This window comes from Campylobacter concisus, assembly GCF_050447505.1.
GTDB lineage: Bacteria > Campylobacterota > Campylobacteria > Campylobacterales > Campylobacteraceae > Campylobacter_A > Campylobacter_A concisus_BP.
On the sequence record NZ_JALMFZ010000001.1, the window covers coordinates 1,312,330 to 1,327,997 of the forward strand.

Sequence of the window (15,668 nt, forward strand, 5' to 3'; positions counted from 1 at the left end):
TATCCTACTCAATATTCTTTTGCCAGCCAAGTATACTTCTGGCCTCAGAAATTGAGATGATCCCTCTTTCAACAAGCTGGGTAACTATCTCGCCATCATCTTTAAAATTCGTTACATCAACAGCACTTAATACCACTTTTATACCGATGCTTCTAAAAAAGCCTTCTATTAGCTCTATTTTTGGTTTTATCTCAAGCTCGTTAAACTGGTGAAGTTGGCCTATAAGCTCTCCACTTCCGCCAAGCTGGGCACTTTGAATAATACCAAGCAGACGTGGCGGAATACCATGAGCTACTGCTATCTCATCACGGCTTACTTCCTTTAGTGCTTTAAAGCTCAGGTCTTGTACTTCTGATAGCTTTTCAAAACGAATTTTTGCATCCTTTTCACCAATCGAGTTTGTATAGCAAAGGAGTGTTTTGTGTGCGTTGGCACTTCCTTTATAGTTTTCACTAAAAAATTTTTTGTAAGCTGCTATTTGTTCTTCGCTAGGCTCTGAGTTTTCATGAATGATAGCAAGATCAGGTCTTGCTCCATTTTGGAAAAATGAGTAGTTATACATGTCTGCTTGCCTATTTGTCAAAATCTGACACATAGCTGCAAGGTAGTCTGGCTCGCCGTAGTATCTTGAGCTTGGAGAATAAAATTTAAGATAGTATCCATCAAGTTTTATCTTTTTGCCAAATTTGTCTACCTGAAACATTTGCTTGTCTTTATTGGTTCGCCACTCATGAGCTGGTATATTGTAGAGTTTATAGTTTGTCTTAGCTCCAGCTTTTTCAATAGGAGCATTGCCAAAAAGCTCTAGGTTATAGCAAAACTCAAATAAAAACTCTTTTTCACTTACATTTTGAGGTAAAAACTTTGCTAGATCGCTCTCGTCTATTTCTATCTGAGAGAGCATATTGGCTTTTATTTTTATGGCACGGCGGTGATATACGTTTGCATAGTGAAGCTCTAAAAGATCACTAAAACTTATAAAAGGCTCTATATAATCACCGTTTTGCACATCAGACGAGAGCTGTAAGCTCGGAGCATCTGACTTAAAAATAAATTTGTTCTCCACACTCACTCCTTCTTATTACCTAAATTTGAGCAAAGACTAAGACCATAAATCTTTAATCTACGCTAGGGGTAAATTTATCTGAAAAATTTTTTAAAACATTAGCAAATGACCATTATTTAGCATTTCTAAAAATAGCCTTTCTTATAAAATGCCCACTAGCAAAGAGCCTTTTGGCTTAAAAATGAAAGAGGTAAAAAGATGGCAAATAAACTAACTAACCTAAGTATCACGCACATATCTCTTGTAAAAGCTGGTGCAAACAAAAAGAGCATCATTTATAAAAGTGACGCAAGTGAGCCAAGCTTTGAAAAAGATGTGAGCATCGCCAAATTTGACGAAGAAAAAGGCGTTGTATATGGGATTGTGTATTCACCAGATGAAGTAGATACTCAGGGGGATTTTACGGACGCGGCCGAGATTGAAAAGGCTGCCTATGCTTTTATGAAGGATCTAAAAGGCCAAAACATAGACAAGGAGCATGACTTTAAGCCAGACGGCAAAGCATACGTGGCTGAGAGCTGGATAGTAAGAGAAAACGATGCTCTCTTTAAGAGCGAGAAGGTAGGAAGCTGGGCAGTTGGTATCAAGATAGAAAGCGACGAGCTAAAAGAACTTATAAAAAGTGGTGAGATCGCAGGGCTTTCAATGGCAGGATTTGCGAAGCGTGAAGAGGTACAAAAAAACGATACTTCAATAGCTGCTGCCATAGCAAATGGTTTTAACGAGCTACTAAAGAAATTTGAAAAAACTAAAAAAGGAGAGGACAAAGTGGAAAAAGAGACAAAAGAAATTTCACAAGCAGAAGAGATAAAAAAGACGCTTGTTGAAGGTATGGATGAGCTTAACAAGAAGCTCCTTGGCTTTGAGAAGCGTATAAGCGAGCTTGAGGATATCGCAAAAGATAGCAAACAAAGCAAAAATATAGAGAAAACAGATGACAAAATAGTAGGAGGAATACTTTAATGTTAGAGGGACTTGGTTTAAAAGATATTGCAAAAGGCAGCATGAATGCTACTAGTGCAACACTGAGTGGTAGCTTAACTCCAGAGCAAGCAACTAGTCTTATAAATGTGATTAAAGACAATAGTGAATTTTTGCAAAAAATTCATGTTGAAAAGATGAGCCGCTTAACTAAAGAGATTGATGGCTGGGATGCTATGAGGGGCGTTTTGGTACGTGTAGCAAGTGGCGAAAAACCAAGCGATACACAAAGAACGCAGCTTAAAAAAGCAGGTGTAAAGCTAGAAGCAAAAAGCGTACAACTTTTTGCAAGGGTACTTCAAGATACACTAGCAGACAACCAAAATAATCCAAATTTTGAGAGTGAAACATTTAACTCTTTTGGAAAAATTTTTGGTAATGATCTTGCACTCCTTGGCTTTAGTGGTACAAGTGATACTTATGCAAATAGCTTTGAGACGCTACATAAAGGCTGGATCCAAACAGCAAAAGATAGTAACGACGTCACAAAAGTTACTTATGTTGCAAATGATAGTGTAAGCAAACGCTTAACAGCACTTGCCCAATCAATCAACCCAGACGCCTTAGTCGATAGCGTAATCTTAATAAGTACAGCTGACATGCAGGAGTACAACAAAGAAATTTCAGCATTAAATGCACCAACCTACCTAATAAATGGCAATGCTGATCGTGTGCTTGGTGTAAAGCTTGAAGTTAGTCCTTTAATGCCAAAAGGCGTTTACATGGCTACTCCGCTTAAAAATTTAGTTCTTGGCGTATGCCTTGATATAAATCGCAACCGTTGGTATGACCCAGAAGAGAGAGCACTAAAATACATCTTTGATGCAAGTGTGGACTATGAGATCATAATCAAAAAATGGGTCAGCATAGCAACTCTTTAAAAGGAAAATTAATGGAATTTATAGTTTTAAAAGATAGTGCGATAGATGGCAGCTTTGTAAGGACTGGCGAGATCGTAACTTTAGAGCAAGAAAAAGCAGAGGCTTATGAAAAAGCTCTAATGATAGAGCCACTAAACAAGCCTGAGCCATCTGCAGAACCTGAGCTATCGTCTACGAAGTCAGACACGTCTTTAGTACAGGATCCAACTGACGGAGCTGATTCCAAAGATGAGCTTGGTTCATCTGTAAAGCCAGACAAGAAAAATAAACAGAAATGATCGCGCAAGCTGAATTTAGAGAGGCTTTTTCAAAAAGAGCTAAATCGGTACTTTTCAACCCAGAAGAGATCACAGATGAGGCTCTTGATGTAGCTACTCTTGAGACCTACGAAGAGTGCAATGGACGAGTAGTAAAGAGCTGGGCGATGATGGACTTTGCTCTCATCCGCTTAAAACTGTATCTAAAAATCGCTCTAAGCGAAGAGGATAGTTTGCTTTTAAGTAAAGCTATAAGCGAGATAAAAGCAAGCCCACTTGAAAGCAAGCCAACATTTAACAGTTTCATTAGGCTGGAGTGCGTATGAATGATCTAGTCCAAATTTACAAGTCTTTAAAACAGATAGCACCTGAAGCTATTTGCATATCAAAGGCAAGCCCTCAGGGCGGAGTTTATCTACTTTTTGATGGCATAAAAAGTGTGGCGTGGAAAAAGGATCGCGCAAGTTTTAGGATCATTTTTGCATCGCATTCGCTAGTTGATGATAATTTTAGCGCTCTATCTAGGCTTGATGAGTTAAGGCAAAGATTTATTGCAAAGTCTGCTATCTTTGGTGAAGATGCCATAAGTGAGATGAAATTTGATGGCTTTGAAGATAGCCTTTTTAAGTATAGCTTTGTAGTAGAAGTTGATATATATAGAGATGAGGGGAACGAAGATTTATGAGCTTAAAAGAAAACATAAAAGAGAACGAAGGCTTTAAAAGCTACATATATCAGGATACTCGTGGGTATCCTACTGTCGGATATGGCTTTGAGGTTTCATCTCTTAGTAAAGACGAACTATTTTTAAATGGTGGCAAGGTTGAGCCTATGAGTAAAGCGGTAGCAGATCAGATTTTAGAGATGAAGCTAATTAAGCTTACCTCTAGCGTTTGTGAGGCATTTCCTTGGCTAGAAGACAAGCCAAAAAATGTCCAAGACGTGGTAATAGAAATGTGCTATCAAATGGGAGTGCCAAAAGTTAAAAAATTTGTTACCACTCTTAATTTTATAAAGTCTGGCGAATATGAGGCAGCCTATAAAAATGGGCTAAATAGCCTTTGGGCAAAACAAACGCCAAACCGTGCAAAGAAGGTGCTAAGTGGGTTACTTGCTTAATACCAAAATTTGCATCATTTTTAGTGCCGTTTTTTTGCTATGTATTGGTAGTTTGGCGCTAAAAATACATTTTTTAAATGCAAGCATCGACAAAAAGAATCTTGAGATAAAAAGCATTGCTCTTGATCTTAACACGTCAAAGCAAAACTTAAAAGCTGCAAATAGCGTCATTGAAAGTCAAAATGAAGCTATTTCAAAGATGAGTGTAAAGGTAGAGCAAAAGCCTATCAAAGAGGTTAAGAGAGTAGAAAAAATTTACTTAAAAGATGAAAGTTGTGAGGCCAAGCTAAAGGCTTACCAAGAGTTATTTTTTGAGGGCGAGAGATGAAATTGATGCGATTAGGCTTATTGCCATTAGGTGTGCTTCTTTGTGGTTGTGCTTTTAAAGAGCCAACCATCATCTACAAAGAAAAACTAACACCAGTGCGCTGCAATGCTGTAATGCCAGACAAGCCAAATAATGATGGTAGCTTTGAAGCACACAAGGCGAAGATGATTTATTTTTTAAAGTGCGAGGATCTATTAAAACAATGCATAGGGATAGCGGATGGAAAATAGTAGCTTAAATTTTAGTGACGAGATAAGAGAGACAGCAGGACTAATAAATTTAGCTGGATCATGGGGGTTAAATGAATTTATCGTTTTTATGGCGATTTTTGGTTTTATAGGCTTCGTGGTGATCTTTTGGCTGCTTAGCAGATACACGAGCAAAAACACTGATTTGATGATCGATGTGGTGAATAAAAATAGTGAAGCGATAAATAAACAAAGTAGCGCCACTGAAAAACTAAGCGATATTTTAGCAGCAAATTTTGCCATAAATAAAGAGAAGCTCAATGAAATACATGATGATGTAAAAGAGATCAAGCATAGCGTAAAGTACACAAGAATGCCAAGAAATAAAAAATTTAGCGAGCATATAAATGATTGAAGTTGGAATTATCAGTGAAGTAAGAGCAGACCGTGCAAAAGTTGCCATTGGTTCGATGGTAACTGATTTTTTGCCGGTATTTCAAGCACATGCCAATTCTTATGCAGTGAGCTTTTCACCAATACGTGTAGGAGAGCAAGTGCTAGTGCTACCTGTGCATGATGAGTTAAACTCAGGCGTGGTGCTTCGTGGGCTTTATCAAAGTTCTCACAAGGCAGACGCTACTGATAAAAAGGTGCATGTAAGTTTTGAAGATGGCATAAAGATGAGCTATGACAGCTCTAGCTCTTGCCTTGAAATTTCATCTCCAAAGCTTATAAACATAACTTGTGATAACGCAAATGTAAAGGCTAAAAATGTGATGGTAGAAGCTAGCGATACCACTATAAAAAGTCCAAGCATCAAGCTACTTGGCAACACTTTGATACAAGGGGCGATAAATACAGCTGGAGTTGATGGTGATAGCGGTAGTTTTGAGATAAACGGAGATGTAAAAATCACTGGCTCAATCACAACAGGTGGTAATGCAAACTTTGGCGGCAGCGTAAGTGATGCGCGTGGCAGCCTAACAGATCATAAAAATAACGGACTTGCGAGGGATTAGTGATGAAATATCTAATTGATATAGAAAATTCTATCAAAGACATACTCCTAACTCCGCTTGGCAGTAGAGTGATGCTGCCTGAGTATGGCAGCAGAATTTATGAGCTAATAGATCGCAAGGTGGATGATGAATTTCGTGCTGATCTGGCGTGCTTTGTGATAGAGGCGGTTGAAAAATGGGAAAAGAGAGTCAAGATCGATGAAGTTCGTCTTATAGGTTTAAAAGATCATAAGCTTAGCTTTAAAGTAGTGCTTATGAGTGGTGATGAGATAGAGGTAAGAGCATGAATTTAAAACAACTTCCATATCCAAACGTTATTGAGGTGCTTAAATATGATGAAATTTTAAATAATGTTAAAAACCTTTTTAAAGAACATTTAACTGATGATGAAATTTCACTACTTGAAAGCGACAACTACTCGGCTTTACTTGAAACACTAGCGTATAGAGAGTTGCTCTTGCGAGCCAGGATAAATGATAGCGTTAAGGCGATGCTGCTGCCATTTTCTACTGGAAACGACCTTGATAACATAGTAGCGATTTATGGCATAGAGAGACTAAAAGGAGAGAAGCCAACTGCGCAGAGTGAATTTACGCTCTCTATGCCAAGAAGCAGCGATACATATTTGCCAAAAGGGCTAATTTTACGCAGCGAAAATGGTGAAATAGCTAGTTTAAAAAGTGAAGTTGTAATAAGAGCAAACGAGCTAAAAGCTGTTGGAGTGATCATCTTGGATGAGTTTACAAAAACCAGCAAAGCAAAGTGCGAATATATCCAAACACCACTTCCTTTCGTATTAAAAGCAAAACAGCTAAGTGAGTTTGAAGGCGGAACTGAGCGTGAAAGCGATGATAGGCTAAGAGAGCGTGCAGTTTTAAGCCTAGAGCGTTTCTCAACTGCAGGCAGTGCTAAAGCATATACTTATCAAACACTTAGCGCAAATGCAAAGGTGCTGGAGTGTAGTGTGCTAAATGGCGGTGCTGGAGTAGTTCAAATTTATCTAAAAACTACCGACATGAGTGAAGAGACTAGAGCTGATGTGGAGAGCTTTTTAAGTGCCGAAAAGGTGCGTCCGCTAACCGATAATCTAAGCGTGTTAAATGCCACAAAAATAGACATAAAGGTAGTAGCTACTCTTGAGCTAACAGATATGCTCTTTCAAGATGAAATTGCTAAAGCTATATCAGCTCTGCCAACTAGCCTTAGCCTTGGAGAAGATCTAAATTTAAGCTACATCTATAAAAACTTGCACATTAATGGCGTTTATAGAGCAAGCCTTAAAGAACCACTTAATGATAAAAAGATAAGCGTAAAAGAATTTGTAAATTTAAGCTATGAGATAAGCTACAAAAAGGCTGAATTATGAGCTTACTACCTAATCACAAAAGTAAATTTGATAAGAAATTTGACTTGCTTTTTGGCGTAAGGTTTGAGGATTTAGACATTGGCGTCATAAATACTCTTGCAAGCAAAGCTCCAAAAAATTTACTGCCAGTACTTGCAGCCAGCTTTGATGTAGATATTGATGGACTAAACGAGAATGAAGCCAGAGAGCTCATAAAAAATGCTTTTGAGATACATTACTACTCAGGCACTTTTTACAGTCTGAATAAGGCGTTAAGCGCACTTTATGCAGATGCCAAGGTTAAAGAGTGGTTTGATTATGCAGGACTACCTTATCACTTTAAACTAGAGCTTGATGCAAGTAAAAATGGAGTAAGCCCACAGACGCTAAAGAGATCTGATGAGATCATAAACACCTACAAAAACGTGCGTAGCGTATATGATGGAGCAAGCATAAAAGCGATAGCTAGCATAAATTTAAAAGCCTACTCTTACACATTTAGTGGTGAAAACATAAGCGTAGATCCTTACGTAATATCAAATATAAGCCAAAGAGCAAGCTTTAAAGTAGGAGCTACTACGCAGATAAACGAGATCATAAGCATACCAATCGATGCAATAAAAGTTTTAACAAGATAAAGGACGGATAAATGAAGCAATACACACTTTTAACAGCTAATGGCATAAATAAGCTTTTAAAAACCGCTAGCGATGGATCAAAGATCGCATTAAAAGAAGTTGTAGTAAGCGATTACGAAGGAGAACTAAGCGAGCAGACCACATCAATACCAAATGAAAAGTATAGGGGCGCAATAAACGCCGTAACGATAGACGAAAACGATAATAACATTCTCGACGTCGATGCCATAATACCGCCTGAAGTTGGCGGATTTTATATAAAAACGGCTGGCATATACTGCGATGATGGCTCACTCTTTGCGATAGCAAGGTTAGCAGATACTTATAAGCCGCTTTTAAATGAGGGGTCAAGTAAAGACATCACATTAAATTTTAAACTCCAAATCGCAAATGCGAGCGAGAGCATCATTTTAAAGGTTGATAACAATATAGTGTTAGCAACCAGAAAATGGTGCGAAAAGATGTTTCTTAAGTTAAAAGACAAGATCGACGCATACACCAAGCAAGAAAGTGATGATAAATTTGTAGCAAAGACAGACATCGCCACCGAAGATAGCGCTGGCATCTTTAAAGTTACTAATGAGATAACTGGCAGTAGAAGTGATGTGGTGGTAACTGAAAAAGCAGTTGCTAACAATGCATTTTCATTTGAGCCTTACAATAAGGTTGAAGTCGATGTGTTTGATTTTATAGGTATAGGTAGCACTGTGAATACTAAGAATATACTAGGTGACAATAGCTGTGTATCTTTATATACCTTTGAAAATGACTCAGAGGGAGCTGTATTAACTAAAGCTGAATATTCAAATCAAGCCAAGTTTGGTACAAGAGCATTGAGATTTAATCAAGTAGCTGGTGAAACTGTAAAATTAAAAGACTCAGATAAGATAGCATTTAAGAATGATTTTACAGTAACACTTTGGTTTAATTATGATAACACAGCAAATGCTGCTGTACATAAAGACCATAGGATTTTTAGTATTCAGTTCTTTATAGACTTATCAATATCTAGTATAGTAAATGGTATAGGTTGTGGAGTAGGTAACAATGGTAGGTGGACAGTAGCTAGAGCTGAAAAACCTTTTACAACCTTTGCAAAATATAAAACAGATGATTGGAACTTTGCAGTTATAAAAAGGACTGGTGCTAAAGTCGAGTTCTTTATGAATGATGAAAAAATAGACGAAATAGACAATTTTACAACTGACGGCTCATTAGCAACTAATGCAATAGAATTAGGCTTAGGTGCACAGCCTTTCAAAGGTGGCATTGACCAAGTCCGTATTTTTAATAAAGCATTAAGTGACAGAGAAATCTTTAACGTAAAAAATGAAGCAAGCAGTGCTGGAAGTACAACACTTGCATTACAAGGCACAGTATATCTATCAGACAAATCATCGGTGCCAGGTAGATATTTAAATACTACTAAGGCTATAGAAGCTCAATTACCTAAAGCCCAACAAAAAGCCAATGGTACTTACTTCATAAAGGTTAAGCAAGATAATTCACTAGAGCTAGTTGATATACGTCCAGAGTTTCATCACAAATCAACAACAGCTGAATACTACCTTGATGGCTCTTGGTATGATAAAACTGGCGTAAGGTTGCAGCCACAAACTTACTTACCTTATTCTGTGATAGTTACATCAAAAAGTATTACATCAGTTAATTTTGAAAACATATATCCAAGCAGCAAAGAGCTAGGTGTAGGGCAGAGATGGATAAATGAAAAACCTAATAGACAAAACAACGTTACGTATAAAAACGAAACTGGTCGCTCAATACAAATAAGCTGTTATATTAATACAGTTCCTATCCAAACATCTCAGGATGGTATTAACTGGGTATCTCATCCAGCAGCATCAACAGCAGGAGAATGCGAAATAATAATCCCAGCAGGATATTTTTACAAAACAGCCATTGTGGGTCCACAATGGCTAGAACTAAAATAAGGATAGAGAATGAAATATTATAAAAATGACAACAATGAGATATTTGCTTTTAACGATGACTTTGATGCGTCTAGTGATATTGCTAGACTTAATCTTAAGGCCATTTTAGAAACTGAAATAAACGATATTTTAAGCAGCACCATAGACGAAAGAACTAAACAGCTGGCAGAACTTGAAGCAGAGATCGCCGAGTGTGAAAATCACATCCGCCATGCACTAATCATAGGCAACAATGCCGTGCTTGAAAGCTTAAGGGCGGAGTTAAAAGAACTAATAACACAAAGAGAGGAATTAAAATGAGCTATTTTTTAATCTGCGTTTTATCGCTAATCTTGGGCGTGTTACTTTGCCCTATCGTAATCTTTTTAAGAGCACGCAAGTGCGAGGGCTGGGACAATAGCAATATGACAAATATTTTACGAGTGTTTAGTCACTTGGCAACACATCCTGACGACTTTGCAAAAATGCAATACGAAGACGGACAAAAGCCGTTTTGGTACTTGAGCGGTGATGAATTTACTGATGTTGTAAAAACTAGACCAAAGGAGAATAAATGAGAGTAAGAATAAAAAGATGTGAAGTGTGTGCCAGCAAGTTAGACAAAGATGGCAACTGCACTTGGAGCGAGTGTCCTAAGTGCCCAGAATACAAACAGGGCGAAACAAAAGAGAATGAGAAGCCGAGCAAGAAGTCAAAAAAGGAAAATGATGCTAAAGAGTAAAGAGATATTGCGTCTTATAGCGATCATTTTAGTAGAGCTTATGCTTGAGATCCTCTCATTTGTAGTTGTGCCAGTTGCATTACTATTTTGCAAAAAGGATGATGAGCATTTGCCAAAGATATTTAGGTGGTTTGAGGATGCAAACGACTATTACGATGGCAAGTGTGCTGCTATCAATGGCGATAGTGGCTGGAGAGAGAAGCACTATCCTGAACCAACCAATAGAACATATAAAGCAAGACTTCTTTGGCTCTTACGCAATAAGATAGGACGCTTTTCGAGTGAGATTAACGGCGTCAAAGTAGATGATGTAAATCCATATAGCATAGAAACTTTAGGCGATCCCTATATCACCAGCAATGGTGGTAAAAAGAGTGGTTTTTGTAAAGTTACTTGCACTTTAAAAGATGGCAGGGAGCGTTTTGGACTTTATAAAGTAGTCCGATACAAAGGCTTTTTAAGCGGCTTTTATTGTCGCATTTATGTCGGATGGAAGCTTATGGATATAGCAGGGGCAAATGCCTTAAATTTTAAAGAGTTCACCCAGAAAGATGATAAGAAACATCTAAAAACAGTGTGGTGTATAAATCCATTAAAAAAAGTAAATCAAAAAGGAGAATAAAAATGGCAGCAAAATTTGGTGTAAACGTAACCGTATCAGCTGAGGCGGCAAGACCAATAGCAGTAGAAAGTACTACGCCTATTGGTATAGCAGGGTATGAAGAGGTGTTAGAAAATGGCCTACATTTTTATATGACAACAGCAAAGGCACTTGAAGCTCTTGAAGCAAAATACAAAGCAAAAAAGGATGCGAGCCAAGCTTTTAAAAAAGGCTCTATTTATAGGGCTTTAAAGGCCATCGAAGATCAGGCGGTTAATACGCAGATTATTGTAAGCGTATTCACCAAAGACGACGATAGCGATACGAACGATGAGATCACGGAGTGTAAAAGTGCCGTTACAGCGTTTGCTAAAGCTAAATCACGCTTTGGTTATAGCCCAAATTTAATAATCGCACCTGGCTTTAGCCATGAAGATGCGATAAAAGGCGAGATAGAAAAGATGGCAACCAGGCTAAAAGCAACCGGCATTGTAGATCTAAAAGCAGATGACGCAGCAGCAGCCATTGTTAAAATGGGCGATTTTGGTACAAATAGGCTAGTTGCCGCTTATCCAAATGTCAAGGTTTGGGATGATGAAACGAACGCTTATGTCTATGAGGGACAAAGTGCGAGAATAGCCGGCATGATAGCTCACACAGACGGCGCAAGCGAGTTTGGATATTCAGATAGCTATTCAAACAGGGTTATGATAGGGGTTTCAGGCACGCAAATAGACGTGGATTTTGAGCTTGGGGAAACTTGCACGGCCGATGAGCTAAGGGCGGCTAAAATTTCTACCATCATTAGAGAGAGTGGCTTTAGGGCTTGGGGTGGCGAAACGAGCGATCAAGATACTATTTGGCAAGATCTAGCACGTGTTAGGATATTTGATCGTATTTCGCAAGCTTGCCAAAAGGGAGTGCTGTTTGCGATCGATAGAAAAGCTAGTGAGCTTTATCATGCAAAAAGATCGGTTAGTGAGCTCCTTCGTCAGCTAGTTGGAGCAAAGGTACTTCTTGGATATGAGCTTAGCTGGAGTGCAAAAAACACAGACGCAACTATCACGGCTGGTAAATTTTACCTTGATGTCAGAATGCAAAACAATCCAATCGTTAAGCAGCTTACACTTGATTTTATCTATGTGGATAAATACGGTAGCGTTTTGATGGATGAGTTAAACAAATAAAGGAGATAAACAATGAAAAGACAAATTCCTCAAGTAATCCAAGAAGGTAACGTTTATATAGATGGCATCGGCTATCTTGGTGTAACAAAAAAGCTGAAGCTTCCCACAATAGAGTTTGAAATGATAGAGAGCAAAGGAGCTCTTAGCACAAATTACACAACTGGCATGCTAAAGGCAACAGAGGTTGAATTTACGGTTAGCGTGCTAGATAAAAACATGTGGGTAAATTTAGGACTAAACAGCTTTACCAACCGCATTCCATGGCTTTTTAAAGCTAGCATTTTCCAAAGTGGCAAAAGTAAAACCGTGCCTTTTAGTGCAGCTTTTACCGGAGATATTATCAGTTATGAAGTATCTGAGTTTGAAAGCGGAAAAGAGCTAGAAGTTACTATTAAGCTATCAGCTCATTTTGTGGACATCAACGTGGATGGTGTGCCGATGGTGTTAAAAGATAGTGAAAATATGATATGCGTTATAGGCGGAGTTGATTATATGGCAGGGGTTCGCTCAAATTTAGGAGAGTGATTTTTTATACTAAGCCTGCTTGTTTTACTTTGATATGTAGCCAAGCAGGCAAAAACAACAAAAGGATACAAAAATGAAAGAGATAAAGATAAAAGATGAAATTTGGCAAATGCACGCACCAAAAGTAAGAACCATTAAGATGGCGGATGAAAATGGTGGTAGCGATATGGCAAAGACTATCTATATGATAGCTGCACTTTGTAATAAGACACAAGATGAAGTTGAAAATTTGGAGTTTAAAGAATTTATGTCTTTACAAAAGGCGTTAAATGATTTTTTAGATGTAAGGGCGGAGTAAATAACGAAAATATCGCCCTTATAGCTCATGTTTTAGGCTATGGATATAGCGAGATAATAAATCTTAGTTTGAGTGATTTTAGTGAGTTTTTAGAAATTTCAGTAAAAATCTTAAAGGCTAAGAGCGAGTTATAACTTCTTTGGTTTTACCTAATGCTAAGCCAGCGGTGCCAATAAGGCTACCAAGTATCCCTAAGCCAAAAACTAAGGCAATAAACGTTTCAAAAAAGCCACTTGGTGAAACGAAGAAGAATAAAACGATAAAAATAGGAATGATTAAAGCCATTTTAAATCCTTTTTAAAAGGGATTATATCGTATTTTAAAGGAAAGATATGGATAACGCACAAGTTGGTATTAGTATTGGTCTAGCAGTAAAAGGGCTAAGTAAAATATCAGAGCTAAAAAAAGGGTTTGATGGTTTAAAAGGTAAGATAGCAGAAGCAAAAAAAGCCATAACATCTTTAGATAACACTAGGTTATCAAATCTATCTAGCCAAATAAGAGAGAGCCAAAAAGCACTTTTAGGTGAACTTACGACAAATTTTAGCAATCTTACAAACTCAGTAGCCATAGGAGTGCCAATAAAACTTGCCATTGATGATGAGGCTGCTTTTGCGAATGTAAAAAAGTATGTTGATGATAGCGATGAGAACCTAGCTAAGCTAAAAAATGAGATGAGAGGGTTAAGCTCACAGCTTGGAGAGAGCTTTAGTAATATAGCTGACATTGCAGCTGGCGGTGGTAAGATAAATTTAGCTGGTGAGGAGCTAGTAACTTATACAAAGATGCTTGCAACCGGCTCAGTTGCATTTGAAATGAGCTCTGAAGCCTTATCAAAGGCGGCCAATAATATGAAAGTTGGCTTTAAGATGAACGATATAAAGGAGCTTAATAGCTTTTTTGATAGTGTAAACTTGCTCGACAATAAGGTTACTAATGCAAATGCTTCTGATATATTTGAGGCTACTTCGCTAACAGCTGCAAATGCCAGCTTAATAGGCCTAGATAGTAAAAGCGCTAGTGCCATAAGTGCTACAATGCTAAGCACTGGCAAAGCTAGCTCGGTCGTAGGCACTAGCTTAAATGCTCTTTACTCCACACTCTCAATGGCCGACAAAAAGGGTAAAAATTTTCAAGAAGCGCTAGCAAGCATAGGTATGGATGCAACATATCTAAAAACAGCCCTACAAAAAGATGCTGCTGGAGCCATAACTACGTTTTTAGAAGCGATCTCAAGAGCTGATAAAGATAAACAAGCAGGGCTACTTTATGATCTAGTTGGTGGAAATTTTAACGATGAGATAGCAGGGCTTGTAACAAATATCGATGCTCTTAAAGCAAATATCAAAATGGCACACTCGGACGAAGCCACAGGATCTATGCAGCGTGAGCTACAAACAAAGCTAAACACTACAAAAAGTGGTATCGAAAGGGTTACACAAGCATGGAGAAATTTAGGTTCAAGCCTTGGAGAAACCTTTTTGCCACTTACAAATTTATTAGCTTCTATCTTAAGTAAGGTAGCTGGATTGTTAAGCTCGCTAAATGAAAAATTTCCAAGACTAAGTGCCATAGTTGTTAGCGCTGCAGCTGGCTTTATGATCTTTAAACCGGTGTTGCTTCTTAGCAAGATAGCACTTTTAAGTGTAGCAGATGGATTTTTGGGCGTTATAAGGGTAGTGAAATTTTTAAATCCTATGCTCTTAATAGCAAAGCTCAGATGGTTGGCTCATGCTGTAAGTATATCAAGCGCCACGATAGCTGCCAAAGCTCATGCTTTTAGCATTTGGCTAGTTGGTGCAAGACTAAGAGCAACTCTAGCTATCACTACTGCTTATAGCGCTACTTCAAAAGCCTTTGGTGTAGCGTGTGGTGTTATGCGTAGCGGATTAATGGTGGTAACTCTAGCTACAAAGGCTATGAAATTTGCTCTTATTAGCACAGGCATTGGTGCTATAGTAGTAGCTCTTGGTATGGCAGCAGCTTATCTTATAGAAAATTGGGACGAAGTAAAGGCCTTTTTTCTTGAGATATGGGAGAGCGTCAAGCCATATTGGCAGAGCACGACAAAGTTTTTTAGTGATCTTTGGCAAGGAGTGAGCGACTTTCTAAGTGCTATTTTTGAGCCAGTTATCAAGATATGGGATGAGCTCTTTGGCGGTTTTTTTGACTGGATAGCTGAGAAATTTGGCTGGATAAACGACATGGTCGGTGAGGCCATTAAGGGGCTAAGTAGTGCTTGGAGCAAGACAAAAGAATTCTTTGGCTTTGGAGACGATGAGCAAGCAAGTAGTGAGCTAAAACCAAAAGATGATGGCGGTGGCTTTTTTAGCTCTACATTTGGCTCAGGGAGTGATACTCACGTAAAAGAGGCTCCAGCTTTAGTGGCAGCCAGCACAGGTGGTGGCGCCATCAACATTAGCTTTAATGGTGATTTTTTACTTAACTCAGACAATGGTAAATTTGACCTAGAGAGCTTTAAGGCTCAAATAGTAAAAGGCGTTAAAGACGCACTAAGACGTGATGAGTTTAATCGTAAAAATACTGATGTAAGGGGATAAT

Annotated in this window: 24 protein-coding genes; 22 read left to right on the forward strand and 2 right to left on the reverse strand. The window is 38.3% G+C overall.

All coding sequences use genetic code 11. The features are described from left to right. Window positions 1–4: 4 nt before the first annotated feature. Window positions 5–1,066: a phage portal protein gene (locus tag MTT09_RS06580; protein WP_429802911.1), complete on the reverse strand. Its 1,062-nt coding sequence runs from the start codon at window positions 1,064–1,066 to the stop codon at window positions 5–7. A gap of 198 nt (window positions 1,067–1,264) precedes the next feature. On the opposite strand from MTT09_RS06580, the gene MTT09_RS06585 reads away from it, so the two are divergent. From MTT09_RS06585 to MTT09_RS06685, 21 genes are all read left to right on the forward strand, one after another. Continuing rightward, a complete protein-coding gene (locus MTT09_RS06585; RefSeq protein WP_429802913.1) occupies window positions 1,265–2,029 on the forward strand; it encodes an XkdF-like putative serine protease domain-containing protein in 765 nt (254 codons plus the stop codon). Next, on the forward strand, window positions 2,029–2,928 hold the full coding sequence (locus tag MTT09_RS06590; RefSeq protein WP_429802915.1) for a phage capsid protein: 900 nt from the start codon (window positions 2,029–2,031) through the stop codon (window positions 2,926–2,928). Before MTT09_RS06585 ends, MTT09_RS06590 begins: the two co-directional genes overlap by 1 nt. An 11-nt stretch (window positions 2,929–2,939) precedes the next feature. Continuing rightward, window positions 2,940–3,206 (forward strand): hypothetical protein, encoded by a 267-nt coding sequence (locus MTT09_RS06595; protein ID WP_429802917.1) that lies wholly within the window; start codon window positions 2,940–2,942, stop codon window positions 3,204–3,206. Next, window positions 3,203–3,511 carry a hypothetical protein gene (locus tag MTT09_RS06600; protein WP_429802919.1) on the forward strand — a complete coding sequence of 103 codons (309 nt, stop codon included), beginning with the start codon at window positions 3,203–3,205 and terminating at the stop codon, window positions 3,509–3,511. Before MTT09_RS06595 ends, MTT09_RS06600 begins: the two co-directional genes overlap by 4 nt. Further along, window positions 3,508–3,870, forward strand: a complete 363-nt coding sequence (locus MTT09_RS06605) for a hypothetical protein (protein ID WP_429802921.1) — start codon at window positions 3,508–3,510, stop codon at window positions 3,868–3,870. Before MTT09_RS06600 ends, MTT09_RS06605 begins: the two co-directional genes overlap by 4 nt. Then, the gene (locus tag MTT09_RS06610) at window positions 3,867–4,304 is read left to right on the forward strand and encodes a glycoside hydrolase family protein (protein WP_429802923.1); all 438 of its coding nucleotides are present in this window, start codon (window positions 3,867–3,869) and stop codon (window positions 4,302–4,304) included. The genes MTT09_RS06605 and MTT09_RS06610 overlap by 4 nt, the downstream gene beginning before the upstream one ends. Window positions 4,305–4,356: 52 nt before the next feature. After that, the gene (locus tag MTT09_RS06615) at window positions 4,357–4,632 is read left to right on the forward strand and encodes a hypothetical protein (RefSeq protein WP_429802925.1); all 276 of its coding nucleotides are present in this window, start codon (window positions 4,357–4,359) and stop codon (window positions 4,630–4,632) included. Beyond that, a complete protein-coding gene (locus MTT09_RS06620) occupies window positions 4,629–4,862 on the forward strand; it encodes a hypothetical protein (protein ID WP_429802927.1) in 234 nt (77 codons plus the stop codon). The genes MTT09_RS06615 and MTT09_RS06620 overlap by 4 nt, the downstream gene beginning before the upstream one ends. Beyond that, window positions 4,852–5,235: a hypothetical protein gene (locus MTT09_RS06625; protein WP_429802929.1), complete on the forward strand. Its 384-nt coding sequence runs from the start codon at window positions 4,852–4,854 to the stop codon at window positions 5,233–5,235. The genes MTT09_RS06620 and MTT09_RS06625 overlap by 11 nt, the downstream gene beginning before the upstream one ends. Continuing rightward, on the forward strand, window positions 5,228–5,839 hold the full coding sequence (locus MTT09_RS06630) for a phage baseplate assembly protein V (RefSeq protein ID WP_429802931.1): 612 nt from the start codon (window positions 5,228–5,230) through the stop codon (window positions 5,837–5,839). The genes MTT09_RS06625 and MTT09_RS06630 overlap by 8 nt, the downstream gene beginning before the upstream one ends. Window positions 5,840–5,841: 2 nt before the next feature. Further along, window positions 5,842–6,126 carry a GPW/gp25 family protein gene (locus MTT09_RS06635; RefSeq protein WP_021090248.1) on the forward strand — a complete coding sequence of 95 codons (285 nt, stop codon included), beginning with the start codon at window positions 5,842–5,844 and terminating at the stop codon, window positions 6,124–6,126. Continuing rightward, the gene (locus MTT09_RS06640) at window positions 6,123–7,205 is read left to right on the forward strand and encodes a baseplate assembly protein (protein ID WP_429802933.1); all 1,083 of its coding nucleotides are present in this window, start codon (window positions 6,123–6,125) and stop codon (window positions 7,203–7,205) included. Before MTT09_RS06635 ends, MTT09_RS06640 begins: the two co-directional genes overlap by 4 nt. Next, entirely contained in the window at window positions 7,202–7,822 is a 621-nt protein-coding gene (locus MTT09_RS06645) for a phage tail protein I (RefSeq protein ID WP_429802935.1), read from the forward strand. The genes MTT09_RS06640 and MTT09_RS06645 overlap by 4 nt, the downstream gene beginning before the upstream one ends. An 11-nt stretch (window positions 7,823–7,833) precedes the next feature. Continuing rightward, entirely contained in the window at window positions 7,834–9,774 is a 1,941-nt protein-coding gene (locus tag MTT09_RS06650) for a phage tail protein (RefSeq protein ID WP_429802937.1), read from the forward strand. Window positions 9,775–9,783: 9 nt separating this feature from the next. After that, window positions 9,784–10,074 (forward strand): hypothetical protein, encoded by a 291-nt coding sequence (locus MTT09_RS06655; RefSeq protein ID WP_429802939.1) that lies wholly within the window; start codon window positions 9,784–9,786, stop codon window positions 10,072–10,074. Next, window positions 10,071–10,331, forward strand: coding sequence for a hypothetical protein (locus tag MTT09_RS06660; protein ID WP_429802941.1), 261 nt, complete (start codon window positions 10,071–10,073; stop codon window positions 10,329–10,331). The genes MTT09_RS06655 and MTT09_RS06660 overlap by 4 nt, the downstream gene beginning before the upstream one ends. Then, window positions 10,328–10,495, forward strand: a complete 168-nt coding sequence (locus MTT09_RS06665; protein ID WP_429802943.1) for a hypothetical protein — start codon at window positions 10,328–10,330, stop codon at window positions 10,493–10,495. Before MTT09_RS06660 ends, MTT09_RS06665 begins: the two co-directional genes overlap by 4 nt. Further along, window positions 10,482–11,117 (forward strand): DUF7338 family protein, encoded by a 636-nt coding sequence (locus MTT09_RS06670; protein ID WP_429802945.1) that lies wholly within the window; start codon window positions 10,482–10,484, stop codon window positions 11,115–11,117. Before MTT09_RS06665 ends, MTT09_RS06670 begins: the two co-directional genes overlap by 14 nt. Window positions 11,118–11,119: 2 nt before the next feature. Further along, window positions 11,120–12,283 carry a phage tail sheath family protein gene (locus tag MTT09_RS06675; protein WP_429802947.1) on the forward strand — a complete coding sequence of 388 codons (1,164 nt, stop codon included), beginning with the start codon at window positions 11,120–11,122 and terminating at the stop codon, window positions 12,281–12,283. A 12-nt stretch (window positions 12,284–12,295) separates the two neighbouring features. Continuing rightward, a complete protein-coding gene (locus MTT09_RS06680) occupies window positions 12,296–12,808 on the forward strand; it encodes a phage major tail tube protein (protein WP_021090342.1) in 513 nt (170 codons plus the stop codon). Between the two features lie 73 nt (window positions 12,809–12,881). Then, complete coding sequence (locus tag MTT09_RS06685) at window positions 12,882–13,106, forward strand: phage tail assembly protein (protein ID WP_081370933.1); 225 nt, start codon at window positions 12,882–12,884, stop codon at window positions 13,104–13,106. Between the two features lie 117 nt (window positions 13,107–13,223). On the opposite strand, the gene MTT09_RS06690 is transcribed toward MTT09_RS06685, so the two are convergent. Next, window positions 13,224–13,391, reverse strand: coding sequence for a hypothetical protein (locus tag MTT09_RS06690; RefSeq protein ID WP_159070788.1), 168 nt, complete (start codon window positions 13,389–13,391; stop codon window positions 13,224–13,226). A gap of 47 nt (window positions 13,392–13,438) precedes the next feature. Here MTT09_RS06690 and MTT09_RS06695 point away from each other — a divergent pair, with 47 nt between their 5' ends. After that, complete coding sequence (locus tag MTT09_RS06695; protein WP_429802950.1) at window positions 13,439–15,667, forward strand: phage tail tape measure protein; 2,229 nt, start codon at window positions 13,439–13,441, stop codon at window positions 15,665–15,667. Window position 15,668 lies beyond the last annotated feature (1 nt).

Coding starts and splice junctions, on each gene's coding strand:
- MTT09_RS06585 (WP_429802913.1), top strand. CDS start 1,265: ATGGCAAATAAACTAACTAACCTAAGTATCACGCACATATCTCTTGTA.
- MTT09_RS06590 (WP_429802915.1), top strand. CDS start 2,029: ATGTTAGAGGGACTTGGTTTAAAAGATATTGCAAAAGGCAGCATGAAT.
- MTT09_RS06595 (WP_429802917.1), top strand. CDS start 2,940: ATGGAATTTATAGTTTTAAAAGATAGTGCGATAGATGGCAGCTTTGTA.
- MTT09_RS06600 (WP_429802919.1), top strand. CDS start 3,203: ATGATCGCGCAAGCTGAATTTAGAGAGGCTTTTTCAAAAAGAGCTAAA.
- MTT09_RS06605 (WP_429802921.1), top strand. CDS start 3,508: ATGAATGATCTAGTCCAAATTTACAAGTCTTTAAAACAGATAGCACCT.
- MTT09_RS06610 (WP_429802923.1), top strand. CDS start 3,867: ATGAGCTTAAAAGAAAACATAAAAGAGAACGAAGGCTTTAAAAGCTAC.
- MTT09_RS06620 (WP_429802927.1), top strand. CDS start 4,629: ATGAAATTGATGCGATTAGGCTTATTGCCATTAGGTGTGCTTCTTTGT.
- MTT09_RS06625 (WP_429802929.1), top strand. CDS start 4,852: ATGGAAAATAGTAGCTTAAATTTTAGTGACGAGATAAGAGAGACAGCA.
- MTT09_RS06630 (WP_429802931.1), top strand. CDS start 5,228: ATGATTGAAGTTGGAATTATCAGTGAAGTAAGAGCAGACCGTGCAAAA.
- MTT09_RS06635 (WP_021090248.1), top strand. CDS start 5,842: ATGAAATATCTAATTGATATAGAAAATTCTATCAAAGACATACTCCTA.
- MTT09_RS06640 (WP_429802933.1), top strand. CDS start 6,123: ATGAATTTAAAACAACTTCCATATCCAAACGTTATTGAGGTGCTTAAA.
- MTT09_RS06645 (WP_429802935.1), top strand. CDS start 7,202: ATGAGCTTACTACCTAATCACAAAAGTAAATTTGATAAGAAATTTGAC.
- MTT09_RS06650 (WP_429802937.1), top strand. CDS start 7,834: ATGAAGCAATACACACTTTTAACAGCTAATGGCATAAATAAGCTTTTA.
- MTT09_RS06655 (WP_429802939.1), top strand. CDS start 9,784: ATGAAATATTATAAAAATGACAACAATGAGATATTTGCTTTTAACGAT.
- MTT09_RS06660 (WP_429802941.1), top strand. CDS start 10,071: ATGAGCTATTTTTTAATCTGCGTTTTATCGCTAATCTTGGGCGTGTTA.
- MTT09_RS06665 (WP_429802943.1), top strand. CDS start 10,328: ATGAGAGTAAGAATAAAAAGATGTGAAGTGTGTGCCAGCAAGTTAGAC.
- MTT09_RS06670 (WP_429802945.1), top strand. CDS start 10,482: ATGCTAAAGAGTAAAGAGATATTGCGTCTTATAGCGATCATTTTAGTA.
- MTT09_RS06675 (WP_429802947.1), top strand. CDS start 11,120: ATGGCAGCAAAATTTGGTGTAAACGTAACCGTATCAGCTGAGGCGGCA.
- MTT09_RS06680 (WP_021090342.1), top strand. CDS start 12,296: ATGAAAAGACAAATTCCTCAAGTAATCCAAGAAGGTAACGTTTATATA.
- MTT09_RS06685 (WP_081370933.1), top strand. CDS start 12,882: ATGAAAGAGATAAAGATAAAAGATGAAATTTGGCAAATGCACGCACCA.
- MTT09_RS06690 (WP_159070788.1), bottom strand. CDS start 13,391: ATGGCTTTAATCATTCCTATTTTTATCGTTTTATTCTTCTTCGTTTCA.
- MTT09_RS06695 (WP_429802950.1), top strand. CDS start 13,439: ATGGATAACGCACAAGTTGGTATTAGTATTGGTCTAGCAGTAAAAGGG.